Source organism: Seonamhaeicola sp. S2-3 (genome assembly GCF_001971785.1).
Classification (GTDB): Bacteria; Bacteroidota; Bacteroidia; order Flavobacteriales; family Flavobacteriaceae; genus Seonamhaeicola.
Genome location: NZ_CP019389.1, coordinates 1,247,115 through 1,271,369 on the forward strand (window position 1 = coordinate 1,247,115; position 24,255 = coordinate 1,271,369).

The 24,255-nt window shown below is 31.6% G+C and carries 24 protein-coding genes and 1 tRNA gene; 6 read left to right on the forward strand and 19 right to left on the reverse strand.

The genetic code is table 11. The features are described from left to right. Positions 1-66 precede the first annotated feature (66 nt). From BWZ22_RS05875 to BWZ22_RS05885, 3 genes are read left to right on the forward strand one after another with little or no spacing between them, the layout of a single operon-like run. Complete coding sequence (locus BWZ22_RS05875) at positions 67-561, forward strand: GNAT family N-acetyltransferase (RefSeq protein ID WP_076702320.1); 495 nt, start codon at positions 67-69, stop codon at positions 559-561. Next, complete coding sequence (locus BWZ22_RS05880) at positions 548-1,798, forward strand: aspartate kinase (protein ID WP_076698622.1); 1,251 nt, start codon at positions 548-550, stop codon at positions 1,796-1,798. Before BWZ22_RS05875 ends, BWZ22_RS05880 begins: the two co-directional genes overlap by 14 nt. Before the next feature lie 22 nt (positions 1,799-1,820). Next, positions 1,821-3,650 carry a GNAT family N-acyltransferase gene (locus tag BWZ22_RS05885; protein WP_076698623.1) on the forward strand — a complete coding sequence of 610 codons (1,830 nt, stop codon included), beginning with the start codon at positions 1,821-1,823 and terminating at the stop codon, positions 3,648-3,650. Between the two features lie 3 nt (positions 3,651-3,653). Here BWZ22_RS05885 and BWZ22_RS16475 read toward each other — a convergent pair whose 3' ends face one another. The 16 genes from BWZ22_RS16475 to BWZ22_RS05965 all read right to left on the reverse strand — a co-directional run bounded on the left by BWZ22_RS16475 (position 3,654) and on the right by BWZ22_RS05965 (position 17,318). After that, a complete protein-coding gene (locus BWZ22_RS16475; RefSeq protein WP_083692208.1) occupies positions 3,654-4,106 on the reverse strand; it encodes a DUF883 domain-containing protein in 453 nt (150 codons plus the stop codon). Positions 4,107-4,202: 96 nt separating this feature from the next. Next, positions 4,203-4,967 carry a sulfite exporter TauE/SafE family protein gene (locus BWZ22_RS05895; protein ID WP_157607919.1) on the reverse strand — a complete coding sequence of 255 codons (765 nt, stop codon included), beginning with the start codon at positions 4,965-4,967 and terminating at the stop codon, positions 4,203-4,205. Between the two features lie 49 nt (positions 4,968-5,016). Continuing rightward, positions 5,017-5,400 (reverse strand): VOC family protein, encoded by a 384-nt coding sequence (locus BWZ22_RS05900; RefSeq protein WP_076698625.1) that lies wholly within the window; start codon positions 5,398-5,400, stop codon positions 5,017-5,019. 11 nt (positions 5,401-5,411) lie between these two features. Further along, the gene (locus tag BWZ22_RS05905; protein ID WP_076698626.1) at positions 5,412-5,783 is read right to left on the reverse strand and encodes a VOC family protein; all 372 of its coding nucleotides are present in this window, start codon (positions 5,781-5,783) and stop codon (positions 5,412-5,414) included. Positions 5,784-5,802: 19 nt separating this feature from the next. Further along, the gene (locus BWZ22_RS05910) at positions 5,803-6,261 is read right to left on the reverse strand and encodes a DUF1801 domain-containing protein (protein ID WP_076698628.1); all 459 of its coding nucleotides are present in this window, start codon (positions 6,259-6,261) and stop codon (positions 5,803-5,805) included. Between the two features lie 5 nt (positions 6,262-6,266). Next, complete coding sequence (locus tag BWZ22_RS05915) at positions 6,267-6,725, reverse strand: DUF4199 domain-containing protein (RefSeq protein WP_076698629.1); 459 nt, start codon at positions 6,723-6,725, stop codon at positions 6,267-6,269. Between the two features lie 106 nt (positions 6,726-6,831). Next, a complete protein-coding gene (locus tag BWZ22_RS17010) occupies positions 6,832-7,242 on the reverse strand; it encodes a response regulator transcription factor (protein WP_076698631.1) in 411 nt (136 codons plus the stop codon). Positions 7,243-7,251: 9 nt separating this feature from the next. After that, positions 7,252-8,187 (reverse strand): 2-hydroxyacid dehydrogenase, encoded by a 936-nt coding sequence (locus BWZ22_RS05925; RefSeq protein WP_076698632.1) that lies wholly within the window; start codon positions 8,185-8,187, stop codon positions 7,252-7,254. 114 nt (positions 8,188-8,301) lie between these two features. After that, a complete protein-coding gene (mgtE, locus tag BWZ22_RS05930; RefSeq protein WP_083692210.1) occupies positions 8,302-9,681 on the reverse strand; it encodes a magnesium transporter in 1,380 nt (459 codons plus the stop codon). Between the two features lie 18 nt (positions 9,682-9,699). Next, positions 9,700-10,488 (reverse strand): 16S rRNA (adenine(1518)-N(6)/adenine(1519)-N(6))-dimethyltransferase RsmA, encoded by a 789-nt coding sequence (rsmA, locus tag BWZ22_RS05935; RefSeq protein ID WP_076698634.1) that lies wholly within the window; start codon positions 10,486-10,488, stop codon positions 9,700-9,702. A 35-nt stretch (positions 10,489-10,523) separates the two neighbouring features. Further along, positions 10,524-10,952 carry a GNAT family N-acetyltransferase gene (locus BWZ22_RS05940; RefSeq protein ID WP_076702332.1) on the reverse strand — a complete coding sequence of 143 codons (429 nt, stop codon included), beginning with the start codon at positions 10,950-10,952 and terminating at the stop codon, positions 10,524-10,526. A 41-nt stretch (positions 10,953-10,993) separates the two neighbouring features. After that, positions 10,994-11,323, reverse strand: a complete 330-nt coding sequence (locus BWZ22_RS05945; protein WP_076698635.1) for a DUF4286 family protein — start codon at positions 11,321-11,323, stop codon at positions 10,994-10,996. Between the two features lie 36 nt (positions 11,324-11,359). Next, positions 11,360-13,135 (reverse strand): tetratricopeptide repeat protein, encoded by a 1,776-nt coding sequence (locus tag BWZ22_RS05950; protein ID WP_076698636.1) that lies wholly within the window; start codon positions 13,133-13,135, stop codon positions 11,360-11,362. Between the two features lie 489 nt (positions 13,136-13,624). Continuing rightward, positions 13,625-14,896 carry a serine--tRNA ligase gene (gene serS / locus BWZ22_RS05955; protein WP_076698638.1) on the reverse strand — a complete coding sequence of 424 codons (1,272 nt, stop codon included), beginning with the start codon at positions 14,894-14,896 and terminating at the stop codon, positions 13,625-13,627. 177 nt (positions 14,897-15,073) lie between these two features. Next, on the reverse strand, positions 15,074-16,390 hold the full coding sequence (locus tag BWZ22_RS05960) for an HTTM domain-containing protein (RefSeq protein WP_076698639.1): 1,317 nt from the start codon (positions 16,388-16,390) through the stop codon (positions 15,074-15,076). Then, positions 16,383-17,318, reverse strand: coding sequence for a bifunctional riboflavin kinase/FAD synthetase (locus BWZ22_RS05965; protein ID WP_076698641.1), 936 nt, complete (start codon positions 17,316-17,318; stop codon positions 16,383-16,385). Before BWZ22_RS05965 ends, BWZ22_RS05960 begins: the two co-directional genes overlap by 8 nt. Before the next feature lie 80 nt (positions 17,319-17,398). Here BWZ22_RS05965 and BWZ22_RS05970 point away from each other — a divergent pair, with 80 nt between their 5' ends. Next, positions 17,399-20,824, forward strand: a complete 3,426-nt coding sequence (locus BWZ22_RS05970; RefSeq protein ID WP_076698642.1) for a reprolysin-like metallopeptidase — start codon at positions 17,399-17,401, stop codon at positions 20,822-20,824. A gap of 21 nt (positions 20,825-20,845) precedes the next feature. Here the strand turns inward: BWZ22_RS05970 and pth are convergent, their stop codons facing one another. From pth to BWZ22_RS05985, 3 genes are all read right to left on the reverse strand, one after another. Then, the gene (pth, locus tag BWZ22_RS05975) at positions 20,846-21,481 is read right to left on the reverse strand and encodes an aminoacyl-tRNA hydrolase (RefSeq protein WP_076698644.1); all 636 of its coding nucleotides are present in this window, start codon (positions 21,479-21,481) and stop codon (positions 20,846-20,848) included. A 78-nt stretch (positions 21,482-21,559) separates the two neighbouring features. Then, the gene (locus BWZ22_RS05980) at positions 21,560-22,183 is read right to left on the reverse strand and encodes a 50S ribosomal protein L25/general stress protein Ctc (RefSeq protein WP_076698645.1); all 624 of its coding nucleotides are present in this window, start codon (positions 22,181-22,183) and stop codon (positions 21,560-21,562) included. A 23-nt stretch (positions 22,184-22,206) separates the two neighbouring features. Then, positions 22,207-23,148, reverse strand: a complete 942-nt coding sequence (locus tag BWZ22_RS05985) for a ribose-phosphate pyrophosphokinase (RefSeq protein WP_076698647.1) — start codon at positions 23,146-23,148, stop codon at positions 22,207-22,209. Positions 23,149-23,292: 144 nt separating this feature from the next. On the opposite strand from BWZ22_RS05985, the gene BWZ22_RS05990 reads away from it, so the two are divergent. Together BWZ22_RS05990 and BWZ22_RS05995 are read left to right on the forward strand one after the other, a co-directional pair. Further along, a tRNA-Leu gene (locus BWZ22_RS05990) sits at positions 23,293-23,374 on the forward strand. A 494-nt stretch (positions 23,375-23,868) separates the two neighbouring features. Further along, complete coding sequence (locus BWZ22_RS05995; RefSeq protein WP_076698648.1) at positions 23,869-24,216, forward strand: hypothetical protein; 348 nt, start codon at positions 23,869-23,871, stop codon at positions 24,214-24,216. Positions 24,217-24,255: the final 39 nt, after the last annotated feature.

Consider the following 24,255-nt stretch of genomic DNA (forward strand, 5'->3'; position numbering starts at 1 on the left):
TTTTCGTTAAAGAATAACAGAATGTTTATTTTTCTTTGGCTTATATTTGAAAATATAAAACATATTATGCAATTTACTGTTAGAAAAGCAAATAAAAAAGATATGCCAGCTGTTTTAGCGTTAATTAAGCAATTGGCAGAGTTTGAAAAAGAACCTGATGCTGTAGAAATAACTTTAGAAGACCTTGAAAATGATGGGTTTAGTGAAAACCCTGCATTCTTTTGTTATGTTGCAGAAGTAAACTCTAAAGTAGAAGGTATTGCTTTGGGCTACCACAGGTATTCTACATGGAAAGGAAAAATTATTCATCTAGAAGATTTAATTGTAAACCAAAGCTTTAGGGGTACTGGTATAGGTTCTGCTTTATTAGATGCGTTTATTAAACACGCACACAAATTAGGCGTTAAACGTATTAATTGGGAAGTTTTAGATTGGAATGAACCTGCCATAAAATTTTATGAGAGCAAAGGCGCCAATGTAATGCGAGATTGGGATGTGGTTCAAATGAATGAAAAAAGTATAAAGAACTATATATCAAAACTTAACAATGAAAATATTTAAGTTTGGTGGTGCTTCTGTAAAAAGTGCTATTGGAATAAAAAATCTAGCAGATGTTTTAAATACTACGGGTTATAAAAACACACTTGTTGTTGTTTCTGCAATGGGAAAAACTACCAATGCTTTAGAAACTGTAATTTCAAATTATTTTAATAATAAAACTGAATTACAAAGCTCACTACAAGAGGTTATAAAATACCACAACGATATTTTATTCGATTTATTTGAGAACGAAAACCACCTCATCTTTAAAAAAACAAAAACTTTTTTTGATGAACTAAACAACTTCTTTAAAACAAACAAATCGCCTAATTACAATTTTGTTTATGATCAAGTTGTTGGTTTTGGTGAATTGGTATCAACCACAATTATAAGTGAATATTTAAACAGCATTGGTATTAAAAACCAATGGATTGATTCTAGAGATTTCATAAAAACCGATGACTACTATAGGCGTGCTAATGTAAATTGGGAAGCCACTCAAACTACTATTTCATCGGCTCTAAACACCTCTATTTTAAATATTACACAAGGTTTTTTAGGAAGCGACAGCAATAATTTTACCACTACTCTTGGAAGAGAAGGAAGCGATTATACTGCCGCTATTTTTGCCTATTGCCTAAATGCTGAAAGCGTTACTATTTGGAAAGACGTTCCTGGTGTATTAAACGCAGACCCCAGATATTTTGAAAACGCCCAATTGCTTCATAAAATATCATATAGAGAAGCTATTGAACTTGCTTTTTATGGCGCTTCTGTTATTCATCCAAAAACACTTCAACCTTTGCAACATAAGGAAATTCCGTTACATGTAAAATCGTTTTTAAACCCTGAAGACTCTGGAACTACTGTGGGTAAAAGTGTATCTATAGAACCTAAAATTCCTTGTTTTATAGTGAAGAAAAATCAAATATTAATATCGCTATCATCATTAGATTTTTCGTATATAGTTGAAGAAAATATTAGCGAAATCTTTAAACTACTTCACACCTACAAAATGAAGGTGCATGTTATTCAAAATTCAGCTATTAGTTTTTCGGTATGCATAGATAATATTTACAACAATTTAGATGCATTACTGCAACAATTAAAAGCTAAATTTAGTGTAAATTGCCATGAAAATGTATCATTGTATACTATAAGGCATTACAATGAGTCTGCCTTAAATAAAATAGAACAAGGCAAAACAGTATTACTGAAACAATTAACACAAGAAACTGTTCAAATAGTAACCAAATAGTTTATTTACTACATTTACGCCCATGAGCAAACAACAAGATTCTGGACTTGTAAACGCTAAAGAAGTAGCCAAAGCCATTCAATTAGGTAAATATGGTTTTATTGGTACGTTTATAGGTTGGGTTTTAATGAAAGTGCTTAAAATTTCTACTCTAAACAAAATATACAAACGCAATAAACATTTAACTAAACTAGACTTTTTAAATGGTATTTTAAATGATTTTCAAATTAAATTTGAAATACCTGAAGAAGACTTAAAACGACTTCCAAAAGATGGCGCTTACATTACCATTTCTAATCATCCTTTAGGAGGTATTGATGGTATTTTACTTTTAAAATTAATGTTAGAACAGCGCTCCGATTTTAAAATTATAGCCAACTTTTTACTACACCGTATAGCGCCTTTAAAGCCTTATATAATGCCTGTAAATCCGTTTGAAGACAGAAAAGACGCTGCATCAAGTATTGCTGGTTTTAAAAATGCCATTATTCATTTACGCAATGGGCACCCCTTAGGAATTTTTCCTGCTGGCGAAGTTTCTACTTACCGAGACGGTAAATTGGTTGTAGATAAACCTTGGGAAGAAGCTGCTATTAAACTAATTAAAAAAGCAGAAGTACCCATTGTTCCCATTTATTTTCATGCAAAAAACAGCAAACTTTTTTACAAGCTTTCTAAAATAAGTGATACGTTTAGAACCGCTAAATTGCCTTCGGAATTACTTACTCAAAAACGAAGAACTATTAAAGTTAGAATAGGAAGACCTATTTTAGTTAAAGACCAAAAAGAATACAATTCTTTAAACGATTTTTCAGAATTTATTAGAAAGAAAACCTACATGCTTGCTAATGCTTTTGAAGACAAATCTAAAATACTAGATAAAATTCCCTCAACTTTAAAAACCCCAAAACCTCCAAAACGTATTGTTACTCCTATTGAAACAAACGTTATGCAACAGGAAGTTGAAGCGCTTAGAAAAGCCGATTTAAGACTGTTACAAAGCAAAAATTACGAGGTGTTTTTAGCAGCAGCCGATAAAATACCTAACATTCTTAGAGAAATAGGTAGATTACGTGAAATTACCTTTAGAGAAGTTGGTGAAGGCACCAATGAAGCCATAGACCTTGATACTTTTGACACCTACTACCACCACATGTTTTTATGGGATAATGACACCAAAGTTATTGTAGGTGCCTACCGTATGGGATTGGGCTCTAAAATATTTGCGCGTTATGGTATTAACGGTTTCTATTTACAAGATTTATTTAGGTTTGAACCCGAGCTTTATAAAATGATGAGCGAATCTATAGAAATGGGACGCGCCTTTATTATTAAAGCCTATCAACAAAAACCTATGCCCTTATTTTTACTTTGGAAAGGCATTGTACACACCACATTACGCTACCCAGAACACAACTATTTAATTGGTGGTGTGAGTATTAGTAATCAGTTTTCAAAATTTTCAAAGTCATTAATGATTGAGTTTATGAAATCTCATTACTATGATCCCTATTTAGCGCAATACGTAAGGCCTAAAAAAGAGTTTAAAGTAAAACTGAAAGATGCCGATAAAGATTTTGTTTTTGATGAAAGTAAAGCAGACCTAAACAAGTTTGATAAAATTATAGATGAAATAGAACCAGGAGCACTTAGGCTCCCGGTATTACTTAAAAAGTATATTAAACAAAATGCACGTTTAGTTGCTTTTAATGTAGACCCGCTTTTTAATAACTCTGTAGACGGCTTAATGTATATTAAAATTGCCGACTTACCCGAAAGCACCGTGCGCCCTGTAATGGAAGAGTTTCAGGCAGAGTTAGAAGCTAAACTAACAGCTACAAAAAACGAATAGTTATTATAAAGAACTAAACCATTCTTGAAATTTATCTCCTAACAAAAATGTTGGTTTCATTTTACCTCCTAAAGCATTTACCAAACTCATTACCCAAGCAACAAAAATTACAATTAGCAAAATCCAGCCAATAATAGGAATAATTCCTAAAAAACTCAATAGAACTAATCCTAACATTTGCCTAATATAAAATGAGCCTAACTCTGTTTTATTATTACTATTCATAATTAATGCAATAATCCATCCGATTAAATGGATATGTGCTATTATGGCTACATTCTTACCATCGCTTAAAACTTCTTTTGCATCACCTGCAAACTCAGAAGCAGCCTCTTTGGCTTCTTTAGCAAATTCTTTTGCCTTTTCACCTGCTTTATCGGCAGTTTTTTTAGCGCCTTCTTTGGCATCTCCTAACATATCGTTTAGGTCGTCGCTTAAATTCTTTTCGTCAGACATTATGTTTTTAATTTATGGTTAGACTATAAAATTAAAAATTTAAATTTACTTAATGTTATTTATGCTTTAAATTTTAATTCTGTTACACTTCATTTTTTATCTAAATAACATAATAATACCTCCTATAGCAGTAACAATAATTATAAAGTGCCTATACTTTGCATTAGAAATTAACTTTACCACTCTGGCTCCCATAAAAAAACCAATAGCCACCACCGGAAATAATATTAAATTTAAAACAAGTGTATCTTTAGAAACCGTTTTCCATACAAAAAAGTGGAATGGCAGTTTAAATACATTTATAATAAAAAATAACCACGCTGCTGTACCTATAAACTGGTTTTTAGGCAACCTCATGGCTAAAAAATAAATATTTGAAACTGGTCCTGCTAAGTTTCCTACCATGGTGGTAAACCCAGACAAAAAACCCATAGAAGATGAAAACACTTTGTTTTGTGGTACTGTTGTTGATTTTCTTTTTTCAAAATACCACATAATTAAAACAGAACTTATAACTATAATAGCCATTACTTGTTTAAACAGTACTTCAGAAATGGCATCACCTACCCAAACTCCTACTAAAACGCCAATTACCATCCAGGGTAAAAGTAGTTTAATAAATTTCCATTGGGCGTGCCTATTGTAATAACTTACTGCTAAAACATCGGCACTAATAAGCATAGGTAATAATATTCCTGTTGATGCTTTTTCACCAAAAACAAAGGCTAATATTAAAATAATAATAATGCCAATACCTTTAATTCCTGATTTAGACAAGCCCAAAACAAAGGCAGCTATTGCAATAGCTACCCATTTTAAAAGTGATAAATTATATGATTGAAGAATTTCTGCTATTCCCAAATTATGCTAGATAAAAGCTATTTAATTGTTTTACAAATGTAATGTCATTTTATTTAAAAGCTGCATCAACGGGCTCCCAAAGTTCAATTTTATTACCATCGTTATCTAAAATCCATCCAAATTTACCGTAATCGTATTCTTCAATTTCTCCTATTACGGTTACACCTTCTTCTTTTAATGTTTTAATTAATTCATGTAAATTTTCAACACGATAATTAAACATAAAGTCTTTTTTTGAAGGCTCAAAATATTTGGTATCTTCAGGAAACGGACTCCACTGTGTAGAGTTATCATTTCCTTCTTTATCTTTCCCCCAAAAGGTACATCCGTAATCATCGGTATTAAACCCTAAGTGTTTTTTGTACCAATCTTTTGTGGCTTTTGGGTTTTTTGTTTTAAAAAATAGCCCACCTATTCCTGTTACTCTTTTCATTTTTATTTAATTTAAATGTGTTGATCTATAAGTATGGTATTTCCGTCGGGGTCATACATAACAATACTTGCTGGACCAGAAGTGTTCTCGTCAGCTTCTCTTTCTAACTTAATATTATGATTTTTTAAATGTTTTTGAATGGCTCTTACATCATCAAAAGATTTAACAGCATTGGCGTTTTCATCCCAACCAGGATTAAAAGTTAAAATGTTTTGTTCAAACATACCTTGAAATAAACCAATGAGCGCATTACCATTTTTCATTATTAAATAATTTTGCTCTATAGCACCAGCAAAAACACTAAACCCTAGTGTTTCATAAAATGTTTTTGAGGCTTTAATGTCTTTTACACTAAGACTTGTTGAAAATGCACCTAATTTCATTTGTTATTGATTTTTATGATTATTTCTTTTTAATGGCTGTTTCATAAATGTTTATCCATTCTTCTACAGTTATTTTTTTTGCTAATTTGCCTATTAATTCAAATGGTATTTCATCAATCTTTTTAAACCTAATGCAACTCTTCCCCATATCTAATTTACGTTTGCAATGTTTAGGGTATTCTTTCACAAACCAATCGTGTAATTCTGGGTTTGAATAAATGCCACTATGATAAAGATTGACTGAATTTTTCTGCGATGCAAAACTCATAAAAGGCAGTGGCTCTTTAGGATTACAATGATATCCACTAGGGTATATAGTGTGTGGCACATAATACCCAATCATTCCATACTGAATACCTTCTTCAAACCCTTTTGGTAAATTATCTTTAATTGTTTTTCTTAAGTTTTTTAGAGCGTTTTGTCTGTCTTCAGGAACTTGACTAATATAATCGTCTGGTGATGTGGCTTGGTATTGCATATAAATTATTTACGTTGAAGTATTAATCCTGAAATTAAAGATATTATAAACCCGATAACAGTAACTAATGTAACCATAAATATGCTGGCGTTAAGGCTAGACATTTCTATTATTTCATTTTCCTTTCCTGCATCTCGCATCATTTGATAATAATTTTCAAACCAATCGGGGTTTATAAATTGGGTATAAATAAAATCTGCTATACCAATACCTATTGCAACTAAAACAGAAATAAACACTCCTATTATTAAAGCTTTCCCTAAAGAAATAACACCATTATTAACGTTATCTCTGTAATGCTTTATACCGAAGAAAACAAAGGACAGCGATATAAAAATAGATATATACCCTAAAATTTCGTTGGTAGAATAGCTTAAATCTTTCCCTAGTGTTAAATGAATTAAGAAAATAATTAAGCCTACTAATAAACCGTATAACCCGTACTTAAAAATTGTTGATTTCATACCGTTTCGTTTTAAAGATTAACAATTCAAAAGTAGGTGGTAACAGTAATTTAGAGGTCATACTAAAGTACCAATCTATTAGTACTTAGGTATAAATGTATGAATTTTAAATAATTTTATAATCTTTAGCAATTTGTAATGCCTGTGTGCGTCTTTTAGCATTTAGTTTAACCAGTAAGTTAGATACGTGTGTTTTTATAGTGCTTTCTGAAAGATATAATTTATTACCTATTTCTTTATTTGATAAGCCTTCTGAAATAGCCTGTAAAACCTCATATTCTCGTTTTGTAATTTCTAATTCTGAAATCTTTTCATAATCTATTTCTGTAGAAACTAACTCATTTTTACTAAGGCTTTTTTTATTGATATAAATGCCAATAATTAAAAAAACTATAGCTATAACCCCTATTATTATTTCTATTTTTAGACTACCAGAAAGCACTGCATACTTACTTATTTGAAACAGTAGTAGTATAGCAAAAATGAGTACAGAAAAAACAAGAACGGTTTTTTTCATCTCATAAATTTAACAAAATTTAGCTTTTATTTTGTTTACAATGGTTTGTGCTAATTTTTCTTTACTTTCTACCGTCCAACCAGCTACATGAGGTGATAATAATACGTTTTCAGCTTTAATTAAATATTTAAAAGCTTCTGGCATTTCTGTAGAAAATAAACTTTCAAAAGAGGCTTTTTCATACTCTAAAACATCTAATCCAGCACCTAATATTTTCCCTGTTTTTAATGCCGAAACTAAATCTGAAGTTACTACACTTTTACCTCTTGCTGTATTAATTAACCAAAATGGTTTTTTAAACTTATTGATAAATTCTGAGTTCACCATACCTAAAGTTAAAGGTGTTTGAGGCGTGTGTAAACTAAGCACATCAACCTTTTGTTGAAATTCTTTTAGGCTAACTTGTTTAGCGTTATCATCGCCAACATTGTCTTTAATATCATAACACAACACGTTAACATCAAACCCTCTTAATTTTTTTGCAAATGCTTTACCCATATTGCCGTAGCCAATAAGCCCAACAGTTCTACCGTCTAACTCTATACCACGGTTTTCTTCTCTTAGCCATTTGCCATTTCTAACCTCAGCATCGGCTTTATTAAGTTTGTTAAAGAGCGATAGTAACATGCCCAAAGCATGCTCTCCAACTGCGTTTCTATTACCTTCTGGGGCAGAAATTAAGTAAACGCCTTTTGATTTGGCATAATCACAATCTATGTTTTCTAAACCTGCTCCAACTCTTCCTATAAATTTTAGGTTAGTGGCAGCATCTAAAAATTGTTTATCTATGGTAAATCTACTACGAATAACAATACCTTCATATTCTGAAATTTTAGCTTCAATAGCTTCTTTTGAAGATGAATAATCTTCATGATTTGTAAAACCTAAATTATTTAGTTGACTAATAAGTAACTCGTGATTGGTGTCTAAGTGAAGAACTTTCATAATTAAAAATATTGGATAAAATTACGAAGTTTTAGATTAGCGAATAAGGAATCATAAGAATTTTATGAGGCACTAAAATAAATTTAATACAAGCAAGTTTAAACTTAACAAATGTTAAATACCTAAAATAAGTTTGGCAATAGAAAAATAAAGTAAAATACCTAAAATATCGTTGCTGGTGGTAATAAATGGTCCGGTAGCAATAGCTGGGTCTATACCGCGTTTATCTAAAAATAAAGGCACAAAAGTTCCTATTAAACCTGCAATAATAATAACAGCTACTAATGACACTGAAACGGCTAAGGCTTTATTCATTTCGCCTCCATATATCCAAACAAATATGAATAAAAACGCAGCTAAAATAACACCATTAAGCATTGCTAAAAGCATTTCTTTTAAAAGTCTGCTATTAACACTTCCTTTTACATCATCGTTAGCAAGTCCTTGAACAATAATAGCACTTGATTGCACCCCAACATTTCCTGCCATGGCTGCAATAAGTGGGGTAAAAAAGAATAATACGGCATATTCTTTAAATGCCTCATGGAAACCTTCCATAATTAAAAAGGAACCTACACCACCAATTAATCCTAAAAATAGCCATGGTAAGCGGGCTCTAGTAAGTTCGAAAATACTGTCATCAGAATCTACATCGGCAGTAATACCTGCTGCCATTTGATAGTCTCTTTCTGCTTCTTCTTTTAAAACATCTACAATATCATCAATGGTTATGCGTCCTAATAGTACTTTATTATCGTCGCTTTCAATAACAGGAATGGCTTCTAAATCGTATTTAGCCATAATTTTGGCAATCTCTTCGGCATCTTCGTTTACATTTACATAATCTACGTTAGATATATAAATATCTGCTATTTTTTGATCGCTTTTGGCTACTATTAAATCTTTAAGAGATAAACGCCCAATAAGTTTTTCATCTTTAGTAACCACATAAATGGAGTGTACTCTGGTTACTTCTTTGGCTTGCCCTCTAATTCTACGTAAACACCCCGCAACGGTCCAGGTTTCGTAAACTTTTACAAGCTCTTTAGCCATAAGTGCTCCTGCAGTGCCTTCTTCATATTTTAAGAGCTCTTTAATTTCCTCTTTATGCTCTTCATCTTCAATATTTGAGATTACTTCATGCTGACGCGATTCAGGAAGTTCGGCAATCATGTCGGCAGCATCATCGGTATCTAATTCTTCTACCTCTTCAGCAATTTCTTTGGCAGATAAGTTTTTTAATACCCTTTCTCTGGTATCCTCATCTAACTCCACCAAAATATCTGAAGTTGTTTCAGAATCTAGAAGTTTTATAACATATATAGCCTCTTCTAGATTAAGTTCATCTAAAATTTCGGCTATATCGGCATAATGAAACTCTTTTAAAAGCTTTTGTAATTCCTTGTTGTTTTGTTCTTCAACAAGTGTTTTAACTTGCTCTAAAAGTTCTTCTGTAACCTCAAATTGTTGTATGTTATCTCTTTCTTCAGACAAATGCAAAGCTTTAAAAGATTAAACATCTTTTTCAATTAATAAAGTAAGTTCTACGAACTGTGTAACACTTAATTGCTCCGGACGCTTGCCAAAGATACTATTTGCTTTTAAATTATCTGATAAATTGAATGTTTTTAAACTGTTACGAAGTGTTTTTCTACGCTGCTGAAATGCTGTTTTTACCACTTTAAAGAATAATACCTCATTACATGGTAAGTTGTAATCTGTTTTTCTAATGAGCCTTAAGACGCCCGAATCTACTTTTGGTGGAGGGTTAAAAACCGATGGTGGCACGGTAAACAAATATTCGGCATTATAAAAAGCTTGGGTTAAAACCGAAAGAATACCATACACTTTGCTGCCTTCTTTTGAACAGATGCGTTTTGCTACTTCTTTTTGAAACATCCCTGTAAATTCTGGGATTTGATGACGCAACTCTAAGGCTTTAAATACTATTTGTGATGAAATGTTATATGGAAAGTTACCTGTAATGGCAAAAGAGTCGTCTCCAAAAACTTCACTTAAATTATATTTTAAGAAATCTTTCTCAATAATTCTGGGTGCTAAATTAAGGTAGTGAGCTTGCAAATACGCAACCGATTCTGTATCAATTTCTATAACGTAGGTTTCAACATCTTTTTCTAAAAGGTATTTGGTGAGCACCCCCATTCCTGGACCTATTTCTAGTACTTTTTTATAGCCATTTAAAGTAAGTGTATCGCCTATTTTTTTGGCTATATTTTCGTCTTTTAAAAAATGCTGCCCTAAATATTTTTTTGCCTTTACTTGATGTTGATTACTAGCCACTTATTATTAGTTATTTTGAGAGAATTTCTCATTTATTAATTGGCAATATACCTATAAACATTGGTTGTTCTTTTTTTAAACCCTAACTTTTGATAGAGTTTATTAGCAGCAACTCTTTCTGGACTTGATGTTAAGTCTATTTTAGTTACCCCGTTACTAATGGCATAATTTATAGCAAATTGTGTTAAACTTTTACCAACACCTTTGCCTCTAGCTAATTTGTCTACCACCACATCTTCAATCCAAGCTTTTTCTCCGGTGGGTATTTTATTAAACACCAGTGTTAATGTACCTAAAATATTGTTATCTTCTTCTGCAATAAAAAGGTATGTACTATTAGAATTTACTATAGTTTCTAAATCTGTTCTAGTAGGTATTTTGCTGGTTGACGAAAGTTGTGGAATTAAATTTTCTATAGCATTTAAAACGTAATCACTTACCTTATCTACTTTAGATATTTTCATAGTATTTTTATTAATTACAAGTTTTGAAAACACTAAAATCTTTAGTTAGGACTAATGTTTACAAAGTATTCATCTACCAATTCTAGTTCGGTTCTAAAAGCTAACATTTTGTCTGCAAATCTTTTTTGAGCATCTGCTCTTAAGCGTTGTGCATCTTCTTTATAATAAGCGTCTAGTGCTTCTCGAGAATAGGCTCTGTACTGAATAGAATATGTTACGCCTCCTGTTTCTTCTTCAATTAAAACCCGCGTTAATGTGGCTTTATCAAACTTACCGGTACCTAATACTTGTGGAATATGTTCTTTTATCCACTCTAACCATTCTTCATGAATAGACTCATCTATATTTGCTGTTACGTTGTATATTATCATAATTTTAAAATTCCAATATTTTTATAATTAGGGTATTTAATTTATATCATCACCTCTTAATGCTCTGTACCGTTTTCTAGCATCAACAAAATAAATACTATCGGCATGATTAAATATAATTTGTTCATACAAAGATTTTGCTTTTTCTGGTTGGTTTAAAACTTCTTCATACAAACGCCCTAAATTGAAATAGGCATCATCTGCTAAAATGCCATCTCTGTAATTTTCTATAAGTACTTCAAAATTTGCTACCGCCTTATTTATTTCACCTTTCTGTTTAAATAATTGCCCTTGTTTAAAGAGTGTTTGCGCTATAATGGGTTCTGTATTATGTTCGTTTAAAATTTTGTTTAAAATAGAAATAGCTTGGTCTGTTTTATTTTGAAAAGCTAATAAATCTGCTTTAGCATACAATTTTAAAGCTGTTTGGGTAGAGTCTTCGTACTTATTATCTGAGATAAGCAATTTTAAATCGAGTGCATCATTAGCAATTAATTGAGATGTTGATGATTTTAGTATTTTAAGCTGTGATTCTGCCCATTTAAAATCGCCTTTATAATAACTGGTTTTAGCTACTCTAAAACGTGCTTCTTGAGATATTGTACTATTTTTTAAATTACGCTGAATTTGCGTGTAATATATTAAGGCTTGGTTAAATTTTTCTTGCAAAACTAAAATATCTCCCAATTCTAATTTTACTTGGGCTTTTTGTAATCTGTTTATAGGTAATTCTAAGGTTTTTTCTAAAACTTTAGTGGCTTCGGTGGTTTTATCCATATAAAACGCTAAAAAATGCGCATAGGCAATTTGTAAATCTAAGGTCTGCGAAAAGGTTCCGAATTCTTCAAAAAGCGCTAAATATTTTTTATTTATTTCTTGATAGTTTTCTTTAGAGCTTTCTTTAGTTTCTATTTGAATTAAATAATATTGCGCATTGAGTTTTGTTTCTAAATCTTGGGCAGTATTAATGATGTAATTGTAAATTTCTTTAGCAATGTCATTTTGGTTTTCATTAGCAGCTATTCTTCCCAATTCTTTTATTCTTTCTAAACTTTCTGGTTGCCTGTTAAAAATGGCTTTTTCTTGAATAAATGCTTTTTTGAAATCTTTTTGTTGAATGAATAGCCAACTCAACATCTCATTCCACAGTAAATTGGGTTCTTGTTGTAATTTTTTTAGTAAAATTTTTCTAAGAAGTATGTTATTTTCATCATCTCCGTTCTCTCCTAAAAACCCGTTTATTCTTCTTTTAATATCGCCTAATGAAATGGGACTAGTCTCTGCAAAATTTAAATAGCTGTTAAACATTTTCTCAATGTGTCCTTGCTCACCATACAACTGTGCCAACTGAATATTAAAATTGTAATCTGGATTTAGTTGCATGGCTTTTTCATAAGCAACAACCGCTTCATTTAAAAGTGAATGACTTTGAAAACTCCTAGCTATTGCAAACACATAACTTGGTATTTCATTAATCTGTTCTAGTGCCTGTGAGTAATAAGCATTTGCTCTTTGAACATCATTTTTTAGTTGGTAATTAAACCCTAACTCAACCAATAAGGCTGGGTAATTAATTTTAGAAATAAGGTTTTTAAGAAATGTTTCGGCTTCATCATATTGCTCTAACTGCTGATGTGAAGCTATTATTTGATTTACATAATTTATGTTAGAAGGGTTTTGAGCATAAAGCTTTTTATACTCATGAAGTGCTTTATCAAACTCTCCTTTCTTAAAATAATCAACAGCCAAATTTGCATCTTGTGCAAAAAGATTAAAAGACAGGAATACACATAAAACAAATAGGGCTCTCATGCTGTAAATATAACAAATGTAGTAGGTTGAAAATGTAAATATTTTAATAAAAAAATGCCCGAAATAAATTTCGGGCACATTAACCAACCAAAAAATAAACGTTCTATTAACAACCGTTAAATATAAAAACGATGGTATTATTCAGATTGGGGACAATCTTAAATTTTTTAAAATATTATAAGAGAAAATCCCTATTTACTCACAATAGCGGTTGAATTATTCTCAGATTTTACAATTTGAAAATCTGAAAATAATACTTTACCAGCAAATAAAATGAGTGCAATTAAAAGAATGAAGCGTTTTAAATTTTTCATGGTTAGTAAGTTTGATAGATTTGGTTGTACTAACATCTAAAATATAAAACGAAAAACAAAGAGAAGCTTTTAAAATTCGTTGAACAACACTATAAACATGCATTTCGTCGATAAAAACAACAAAAACCCATTTGTTTTGTAGGTTTTTACTTCTTGTTTTAAGGCTGTAGAACGCTTAATTTATTATTTTAAAACCTGTATATGGTTGTAATACTTCTGGTATTACAATACCGTCTTTTGTTTGGTAATTTTCTAAAATTCCGGCTAATACACGTGGCAATGCTAAAGAACTTCCATTAAGGGTATGTGCTAATTCATTTTTACCATTACTGTTTTTAAAACGCAACTTTAAACGGTTAGCCTGAAAAGTTTCAAAGTTAGATACTGATGATATTTCTAACCATCTATCTTGAGCTGTAGAAAACACTTCAAAATCATAAGTTAATGCAGAGGTAAATCCTAAATCACCACCACAAAGCTTTAATATTCTGTAAGGTAATTTTAACTCTTGCAAAATGGTTTTTACATGAGCCACCATACCGTCTAAAGCTTCATAAGATTTACTTGGGTGTTCTACTCTTAAAATTTCAACCTTATCAAACTGATGTAATCTATTTAAACCTCTTACATGCGCACCGTAACTCCCTGCTTCTCTACGAAAACATGGTGTGTAACCAGTAATAGCTAATGGTAGCTCGGTTTCATTTAAAACAACATCTCTAAAAATGTTTGTTCCTGGAACCTCTGCTGTAGGAATTAAATATAAATTATCTGCCGTTACATGGTACATTTGCCCTTCTTTATCTGGTAATTGCCCTGTACCAAAACCAGAGGCTTCATTTACCAAATGAGGTAACTGAAATTCTGTATAACCCGCCTCTGTATTTTTATCTAAAAAATAGGTAATTAAAGCACGTTGTAATTTAGCACCCTTACCTTTATATACTGGAAAACCGGCTCCTGTAATTTTGTTACCAAGTTCAAAATCTATGATGTCATATTTTTTGGCAAGCTCCCAATGTGGTAATGCTCCTTCTTCTAAAACTGGTATATCGCCTTCTCTATAAACCTCTTCATTATCATCTTCTGTATTTCCTGCCGGAACAATACTGTTAGGCACATTGGGTATTTTATATAAAAGCTCGTTTAACTCGTTAGTTTTGTTATTAAGATCTTCTGTTAGTTTTTTTGAAGTTTCTTTTAATTGTCCGGTTTTAGTTTTTATTTGATTTGCTTCTTCTACCTTTCCAGACTTAAACAACATGCCAATTTCTTTTGAAAGCGCGTTAGATTCTGCCAAAGTATTATCTAACTCTGTTTGAATTTTTCTGCGATCTTCATCTAAAGCAATTACTTGGTTTATATCGTTGGTAGCATCAATATTTCTTTTTGCTAACCTCTCTATTACCAAATCTTTGTTTTCTCTAATAAAAGGTACTTGTAACATGTCTTAAAAATTTGAGCGACAAAAGTACATGATTTTTTTCATTTTTAGGTTTCTTAAAACTAAATGAAATAAAATTATGGACTAAAAAAGTGGTTACTAAAATGAAACTAAATTTTGTTTTTTATAAGCCACAAAATTTTAGTTTTACTGAATAAATTTAAGGATTTACAAAGAAAATTAATCTTGTTTTGAAGGTAAAATCCACTTACTGTGTTTAAAAGTTTCCCATTCAACACTAGCTAAATCAACATCAGGGTTTATAAGCTGTTTATATGGCCTGCCATTTACACTTATTTTGCAATTTACATATACTTCAACATCTTGATTATTCTTTTTAAAAATTTCTTTTAAGCGTTGAGCAAACTGCCAAATCATATCTGGTTTTACACTAACACCTCTTTGTTGTTTTCTGGTTAAATAGTTGCTTAATTTAACATGTATAACACGCCCTGTTTCTTTATTTTTAACGGTATATGTTGCAGAACCACTTTTGGCTCTTAGCATCATACGCCATGAAAGTCTGTGGCCTTCTTCAGTCCATAAAACATCATCTTTAATAACATGATGACGCAATGGTAGCAGTATTTGAAAAACAAAGTAAACTGTAAAAAATGTAACCAACGGGATTTTAAATTTTGGAAGTATAACTTCTTTAGAACTGTAAAACGGTTTCTTTTTTAAAAATAGTTGTTGAATGGTTTTTGGCTCAAAAAAGAATAAGGAAAATGCTAATGATAAATAAGGGAATATTCCTATTTGAAACACAAACGAATTAAATAAATGAAAGATTATTGATGCAAAAAAAGCATACTTTCTGGTTGGTTTAAATAATAGCAAAGGAATAATTAGTCCGTCAAAAATAACGCCTCCATAAGCCAAAATATAATGCAACCATTTTTTTTGAAGCAACTCACCTACAAGAAAATAATTGCTCTTTGGTTTCATTAATAATTCAATAACCGTTGTATTTAACCAATCTGGATACAACTTAGCTATTGATGCGTAAGTGTAAACAATAAACAATTGTAATACAATAACCCATTTGCACCAAATAGGCATAGAAAATTGTTTTAAACTGGGATTTTGTTTTACATCAATTGAGGCATATTTGTTTGCTGGCAAAAACGCCATAATACTGCTAATGAGTATAAGTAAATAATAATGATTGTTATAAGATGATTTCTGCATTAAATATGTTGCAGACCACATAATAGTAAATGCAATTATGCTAAAACGATATTTATAACCTAACATTACAAACAAACTAAAAACTCCCATAATAGCATAATAACCATACATACCATATCCTGGTAGTGGTTGTAACCACTCAAAACCAATAAAAGAAAATGTAAATTCTGGGTCTATTAATGTACGTTTAACCCATCCTGTAAAAATAGCTCCAACAGATTCTAGAAAACAAAGTAACCCGAAAATAACCCGAAAAACAATAAGGGCAGCATTATCAATATGCTTAAACAAGCCATTATTAATCATGGTGTGTAGCTATATAGGTGAGTGCTATTTCCTTATCTTTTTTAAGTTGATTTTTTAAGACTTCAACAGATTCAAACTTTTTCTCATCTCTAATACGTTTAAGCAATTCTATTTTAATTGGTTGGTTATAAATATCTTTGTTAAAGTTGAAAAAGTTAACCTCTATAGTTTCTTTTTTACCATTTACAGTTGGGTTCATTCCTATATTCATCATACCGTATATGGTTACTCCCTCAATATTAGATTTTACAATATAAGAGCCATGTTTTGGTATTAGTTTATAATTTTCTGTAACATTAATATTTGCCGTAGGAAACCCTAATTTCTTACCCAAACCTTTCCCTTTGGTTACGGTTCCTGATATTATAAAATTATAACCTAAATATGCATTGGCTTTGGTTATATTGCCTTCGTTTAGAGCATTTCTAATTTTTGTAGAACTTACAGCAACATCATCAATATCTTGAGCCGATATTTCTTCAACTTCAAAGCCATAAATCTCACCAAACTCTTTAAGGTCATTTATATCGGCATTTCTATTTCTTCCAAACCTATGATCATAACCAATAATTACTTTTTTGGCATTGAGTTTATCTACTAAAAGATCTTTAACAAAATCTTTAGCAGTAAGCCTTGAAAATTCTTTAGTAAACTCTTTAATAAGTAAAAAATCTAGTCCAACAGATTCTAAAATTTGGCGCCTTTCATCAATGGTATTAATCAATTTAATATTAGAATCTTTTTGAAGTACCATTCTGGGGTGCGGAAAAAAAGTAAGTATAACAGATTTTAAATCTTCTTGTTTCCCTGTATTTACAAGACGTTCAATAATTTTTCTATGCCCAATATGAACACCATCAAAAGTACCAATGGTAACCACCGTGGGTTTTACAGATTTATACGCTGTAATATTCTCTACACTACTCATTTAACTCACCAAATTGTTAATTTAATTTAAAAAAGTTAGATTTGTTACTAAACAAAAAGAAATTGCCCCGAAAAATCTTTATGAAAACAAAACTACATTATGTTTTATCAATAGCAACACTTTTAATTGCATTTTCAAGTTTTGCTCAAAATTCTTATTGGAAAAAACTAGAATCTGCTAAAAACTCTGAAAAAATATCTAAGTTTCAAATAGATAAAAATAAAGCACATTTTTTTAAGGTTAATAGGGCTCAATTTAACAAAAACAAAGCAACAGCTTCTTTAAGAAGTTCAAAAAAAAAAGATGAAAACACTATTATCTCAATTCCTGGAATTAACGGAGAGATAGAACAATTTAAAATTTTTGAAGCCCCTGTTTTTGCTCCAGAATTATCGGCTAAATTCCCCCAAATTAAATCGTATGTAGGTTATAGTTTAAACAAATCTGGTGTACGACTAAGAATGAGTACCTCTCCTGAAGGTATTCAAACCATGATTTCGTATCCAGATAAACCAAACGTGTTTATGCAGCCCATTGAAAAAGGTTCAGATACTTACGTTTTATACAACAAGGGTAGTAACAGCGCAACATTACATTGTAAAACAATTGATGAAGTAAGTGAAACCTTAAAAAGTAACCTTTCAACTTTAAAAACAAATGATGAAGGCGGTGCTAATAACCAAGTACTTCAAAAATTCAGAATAGCCATTTCTGTAACTGCTGAATATACAGATTACCATGGCGGAACCGTAGCTGATGCCTTAGCTGCCATAAACACCACATTAAGCAGAGTAAATGAAGTTTTTGAAACCGATATGGCTATTACTTTTGAACTCGTTGCAAATAATGATCAATTAATTTATACAGACCCCTCAACAGACCCCTATTCTAATGCTAGTGTTGGTGCAGAAGGTTCATGGAGCTCAGAAGTACAATCAACAATAACCAGTGTAATTGGAGAAGCTAATTACGATATAGGGCATCTTTTTGGAGCATCTGGTGGCGGTGGAAATGCCGGTTGTATTGGGTGTGTATGTAATAATAATACTAAAGGAAGTGCCTACACTTCACCTTCTGATGGTGTACCAGAAGGCGATTTATTTGATATTGATTTTGTGGCCCATGAAATTGGTCACCAGATGGGTGCAAATCATACTTGGGCTTTTGAAAACGAAGGCACAGGCGTTCAGTCTGAACCTGGTAGTGGATCAACAATAATGGCTTATGCTGGCCTTGAAGGAGCTAATAATGTTGAATTAAGTGGCGATGATTATTTTCATTACCACAGCATTAAACAAATACTTGATAATCTAACAGGAAAAAGTTGTCAAACAACAGAAGTTATAAGCAATAATCCTCCAATTGCAGATGCTGGTAGTGATTATAATATCCCTAAAGGAACCGCTTATGTTTTAAAAGGATCTGCTACAGATACTGATAGCGGTGACAACCTAACCTATTGCTGGGAACAAACCGATAGTGGCATTACTAACTATCTAAATTTTGGCCCAACATTAACCACAGGGTCAATGAACAGGTCTTTACCGCCATCTAGTTCTCCAAACCGCTATATACCAAAATTCAGTAGTGTTTTAGCTGGAAAAACAGAACAAACCAATCCAACTTTAGGTAGTGACTGGGAAACCGTTGCTTCGGTTGGAAGAACGCTTAATTGGGCGTTAACAGTTAGAGATAGATATAATAGCACTTCAACAGGAGGGCAATCTAGCTATGATACCATGCAAATAATTGTTGAAGACGTAACCCCTTTTACGGTTGATAACCCCATTTCTTGGGCACAAGGAAGCATTCAAACTATTACTTGGGTTGTTGGAGAAACCACCAACGCTACTATAAATTGTCAAAATGTAAATATTCTTTTATCTACCGATGGAGGCGCTACATTTACAACTATAGCATCAAACACGCCTAATGATGGCTCTTTTGATTACACAGTGCCTGCCACCATTGCAGATACTAACCAAGCTAGAATTTTAATAGAAGCGGCTGATAATATATTTTATGATGTATCTGATTTTAACTTCTCTATTTCTACAGACCCCGACTTTTTTATGGTAAATGACGTTTTATCACCAATTAATTGTGGAGATGCTACTGCCACTTTTAATTTTGTTTATGAAGCAGCTAATGGTTTTTCTGAAACTGTAACATTTAGTGCTTCAGGAAATCCTTTAGGTTCAACAGTATCGTTTTCACCTTCTAGCATGTCCTCTTCAGGCAATGTTACCATGACAATATCTGATTTAGATGATGTTTCACAAGGAGATTATACTATTACTGTTACAGGAACATCAACATCAATTACTAAAAATACAGACTTTGAGTTTCCTTTTTATAATGGTGTTTGCTCTTCTGTAGCCAATACTGAATATGCAACCAGCACCACTTTAGTTCAATTTAACACAATTAATCAAGTATCTGCTAAACCTTCTGGATACAGTAATTACACTTCCGTATCAACAGATGTAAATAGAAATATCTCTTACGACTTAACTGTTAATGTAAATACCGATGGTAATTTTACAACCAATACAAAAGTTTGGATAGATTGGAACCAAAACTGTAGTTTTGATGATGCTGGTGAAGAATATAATTTAGGTGATGCCACCAATGTTGCTAATGGAGCTACAGCTAATTCACCGTTTACAATTACAGTGCCTGCCGATGCCGTTACAGGTAATACTACTATGAGAGTTTCAACAAAATTTAAAGATGACGGACTTGTAACTTCATGTGAAAACGGGTTTGATGGTGAGGTTGAAGATTACACACTAAATATTTTACCAAATTCTGATTATGAAACATCTATCTCATTGGTACAATTAAACAGTATTAATAATGCATCTGATAAAGACTCTAGTTATTCTGATTATACATCAATTTCAACAGATATTAATAGAAATAGTAATTATGATTTAACCGTTAATGTTAATACTGAAGGAAATTTTACCACCAATACAATGGCTTGGATAGATTGGAACCAAAATGGCATTTTTACAGATGCTGGTGAAACATATGATTTAGGAGAAGCAACAAACGCTTCAAATACAATAACAAGCAACTCACCGCTCTCTATAAATGTGCCTATAGATGCCGCTTTAGGAAGCACTATTATGCGTGTTGCAACAGGCTATATTGGTGAGTCTGAATTAAATCCCTCTACAAATGGTGGTGATGGCGAAGTTGAAGATTACACGCTAAATATAACACCTACTGCCAATATTGAACAATATGGTTTTGATAACTTTATAGTATACCCTAACCCTAATAATGGTGAATTTACCATTAAATTAAATGGCTCTCTAACTAGAGATATTACTATTGAACTTTTTGATGCTAGAGGTAGATTTTTATTAAGAAAAGTATTTCAAGCAACTGGAGACTTTCAAGAAGATGTTCAGCTTAATTACGTACAATCTGGTATGTATATTTTAAATGTAAGTGATGGGGTAAAAAAATCAACTAAAAAGATAATTGTTAAATAGAATTTATCTTTGGCAGCAACTTTATTTACCATTAAAGGCATTCATTGTATTGTTTACACCTGCCAATACAAATGATTTTATAAGCTCTACTGATTTGTCAAGTCTCTCTGGAAGTTTATCATTTTCATCATCATTCCACTCGCCTAAAACATAATCAATTTGTCTGCCTTTGCTAAAAGCATCACTAATACCAAATCTAAAACGATTATATTTTGTTGTATTTAATTTAGCTTGAATATCTTTTAATCCGTTATGCCCTCCATCACTTCCTTTCGCTTTTAAGCGAATGCTTCCAAAAGGCAAGTTTAAATCATCTGTAATAATTAATAAATTTTCTAACGGAATTTTCTCTTTAGTTAACCAATACAATACGGCTTTCCCGCTTAAATTCATAAATGTATTTGGTTTTAAAAAGATAAACGTTCTTCCTTTTAATTTATAGGTAGCTATATCACCTAATTTTTGGGTTTCAAAGGTTACATCTTCTTTTTTAGCAAAATGATCTAATACTTTAAACCCAATATTATGGCGTGTGTTTTCATACTTTTCGCCAATATTACCTAAACCAACTATTAAAAACTTCTTCATAGGATTTTCTTCTTCAATAATAAAAGACGGTGTTCTTTTTTTAAAAAGTTTCCATATAAACTGACACATGGTATTTTTCAATTTGTGTAAAAATAAAAAAGCATCCTGAATTACACAGGATGCTTTTATATTTAAACTAGAATATTACTATTCTTGAGCTGCTTCTGCTGCAGGTGCTTCTGCTCCTTCTTCTAATTCTTCATCATCGTCATCATCTGCTACTGCAGTTCTTGATGTTCTTACTTGACAAACAACATTGTTATCTGGATGTAAAATAGTGTAAGCATCATTTTGTAAATCACCTACATTAATTTTGTCTCCAATTTTTAATGGTGTAATATCTACTTCAATAAAATCTGGTAAGTTAGCAGGCAACGCTTTAATACGTAATTTTCTGTATGGTCTTCTTAAAATACCACCATTTTTAACACCTTTAGAGTTACCTACAACTTTAATTGGAATATTTAAAGAAATTTCTTTGTCTTCAAATAATTGATAGAAGTCTGCGTGCAAAATTCTATCTGTAACAGGGTGAAACTGTATATCTTGCAATACAGCATCAAAAGTTTCACCACCTTCTAAATTAATTACAACTGTATGCGCATTAGGCGTATAAACCAGTTTAGAGAAGGCCAATTCAGGTGCTGAGAAATGCACTGGTTTGTCTCCTCCGTATAATACGCAAGGAACCTTTCCAGCATTACGTAAGGCTTTTGTTGCTTTTTTGCCCACGCTTTCTCTTTGAGATCCGTTGATTGTAATTGATTTCATTTTATTTAAATTTAATTATTAATTTACATTATAAATTTTGAACTTATTGATTGGTTGTTATGTACTCTTTCCATAACCTCAGCAAACAAATCTGCACAACTTAATACTCTAATTTTATCACTTTTTTGTGTTAATGGTATTGAGTCTGTAACAATAAGTTCTTCTAATTTTGAATTTTTTAAATTCTCATAAGCCTTTCCAGATAAAATAGGATGCGTACAAATGGCTCTAACACTTAAGGCGCCACGTTCTATCATTAAATCTGCGGCTTTAGAAAGCGTTCCTGCGGTGTCTACCATATCATCAACCAATACTACGTTTTTACCAGTAACATCTCCTATAAGTTCCATGTGAGAAATTACATTTGCCTTAGCACGTTGTTTATAACAAATAACAACATCACTTTTTAATGTTTTAGAATAAGCATACGCTCTCTTAGAACCTCCCATATCTGGCGAAGCTATGGTAAGATTATCTAAGTTTAAACTTTTTAAGTAAGGCAAGAAGATGGTTGATGCAAATAAATGATCTACAGGTTTTTCAAAAAATCCCTGAATTTGATCTGCATGCAAATCCATTGTAATTATACGTGTTGCACCAGCTGCCTCTAACATTTTAGCTACTAATTTAGCTGCTATTGGTACCCTTGGCTTGTCTTTTCTATCTTGTCTTGCCCAACCAAAATACGGTAATACTGCGGTAATGTGTCTTGCTGATGCACGTTTAGCAGCATCAATCATCAACAACATTTCCATTAAATTTTCAGGCCCAGGATGTGTTGATCCTATAATGAAAATGCGTGTTCCGCGTATAGATTCTTCATATGATGGTTGAAATTCACCATCACTGTAAGTAGAGGTAATTACATTACCTAATTCTGCGCCAAAAGCTTTAGCTATTTTTTCACCAAGTTCTACACTTTGCGTACAAGCAAATATTTTAGCTTCTGTAATTACAATAGGCATGGGTAACGTGTTGTTTTATAGTGACTAAGACCAGATTTTTTAAACGAGGTGCAAATTTATACATTTATTTTTACCTAAAAAGTATATTGTAGAGTATTTTTGTGCATAATATTAAAAAATAATATATTTTTGCTGTCCTGAAACGCTCAAGTGGCGGAATTGGTAGACGCGCTGGATTCAAAATCCAGTTTCTTCGGAAGTGTGGGTTCGATTCCCACCTTGAGTACTAAAAAATAAAGCTAACTTCTTAATTAATAAGTTGTTAGCTTTTTTGTTTTTAAAGAATTGTACGTTAAATCACAGATCATGTCCAAAAGTTGTGTGTAGATTGTGTAAACAGTTAAATGGTTCTCTTAAAAAAGACAACGTACTGAAACTTGCTCTAGACCCACTAAACTTTGTATAATTATATCAGGATTTATTTATTAACTTGTATAGCTATTTTAGGACGGGTCAACCTTATGGATATCCTATGCTTTACCTATGAATAAAATTATTGAATTTTCCCAGTTCATAATCAATTGTTGTGTTTAGGCAAAAATTGGTCATGATCCGTTGTTTCTTCACCAAATCAGGCAACATCGTTATTTATAATCTTTTTAAATACTGGCATTCAAACCATTCCTGACAAAAGTCATAAAATTCAAGTGTTCATTTATCTAATTTTAATCCGCTTTTCACCACAAGTTCTACAGTATTGTTAACTAAAAAGCATTAACTATGAACACCACAGATACTAAATTTAAACAAGCAGAGCAATTTCTTGAATCTGCTAAAAAAGAATTAAACAGACCAGCAGAAGATGTTGTACCATATATGGTATGCAAAAGTACACACAAATCTATAGCCCATTTTTTAATGGGATTTTTATTGCAAAATAATGTTGCATTTAATGAAGATGACACTGTAGAAGTTTTACTAAAAAAATGCCAAAACATTAGTGATAAATTCAACAATTTAGATTTAAAACCTATAACGTTTTCGAAAGATTACGAGTATAGTACAGAATTTAATCAAATGCAAAAATGTATTGATTTAGCTAACCATACCAAAGAATTAGTTGATTAAATTATAGTAACCAGATATTAAAATAATACACCATAAATT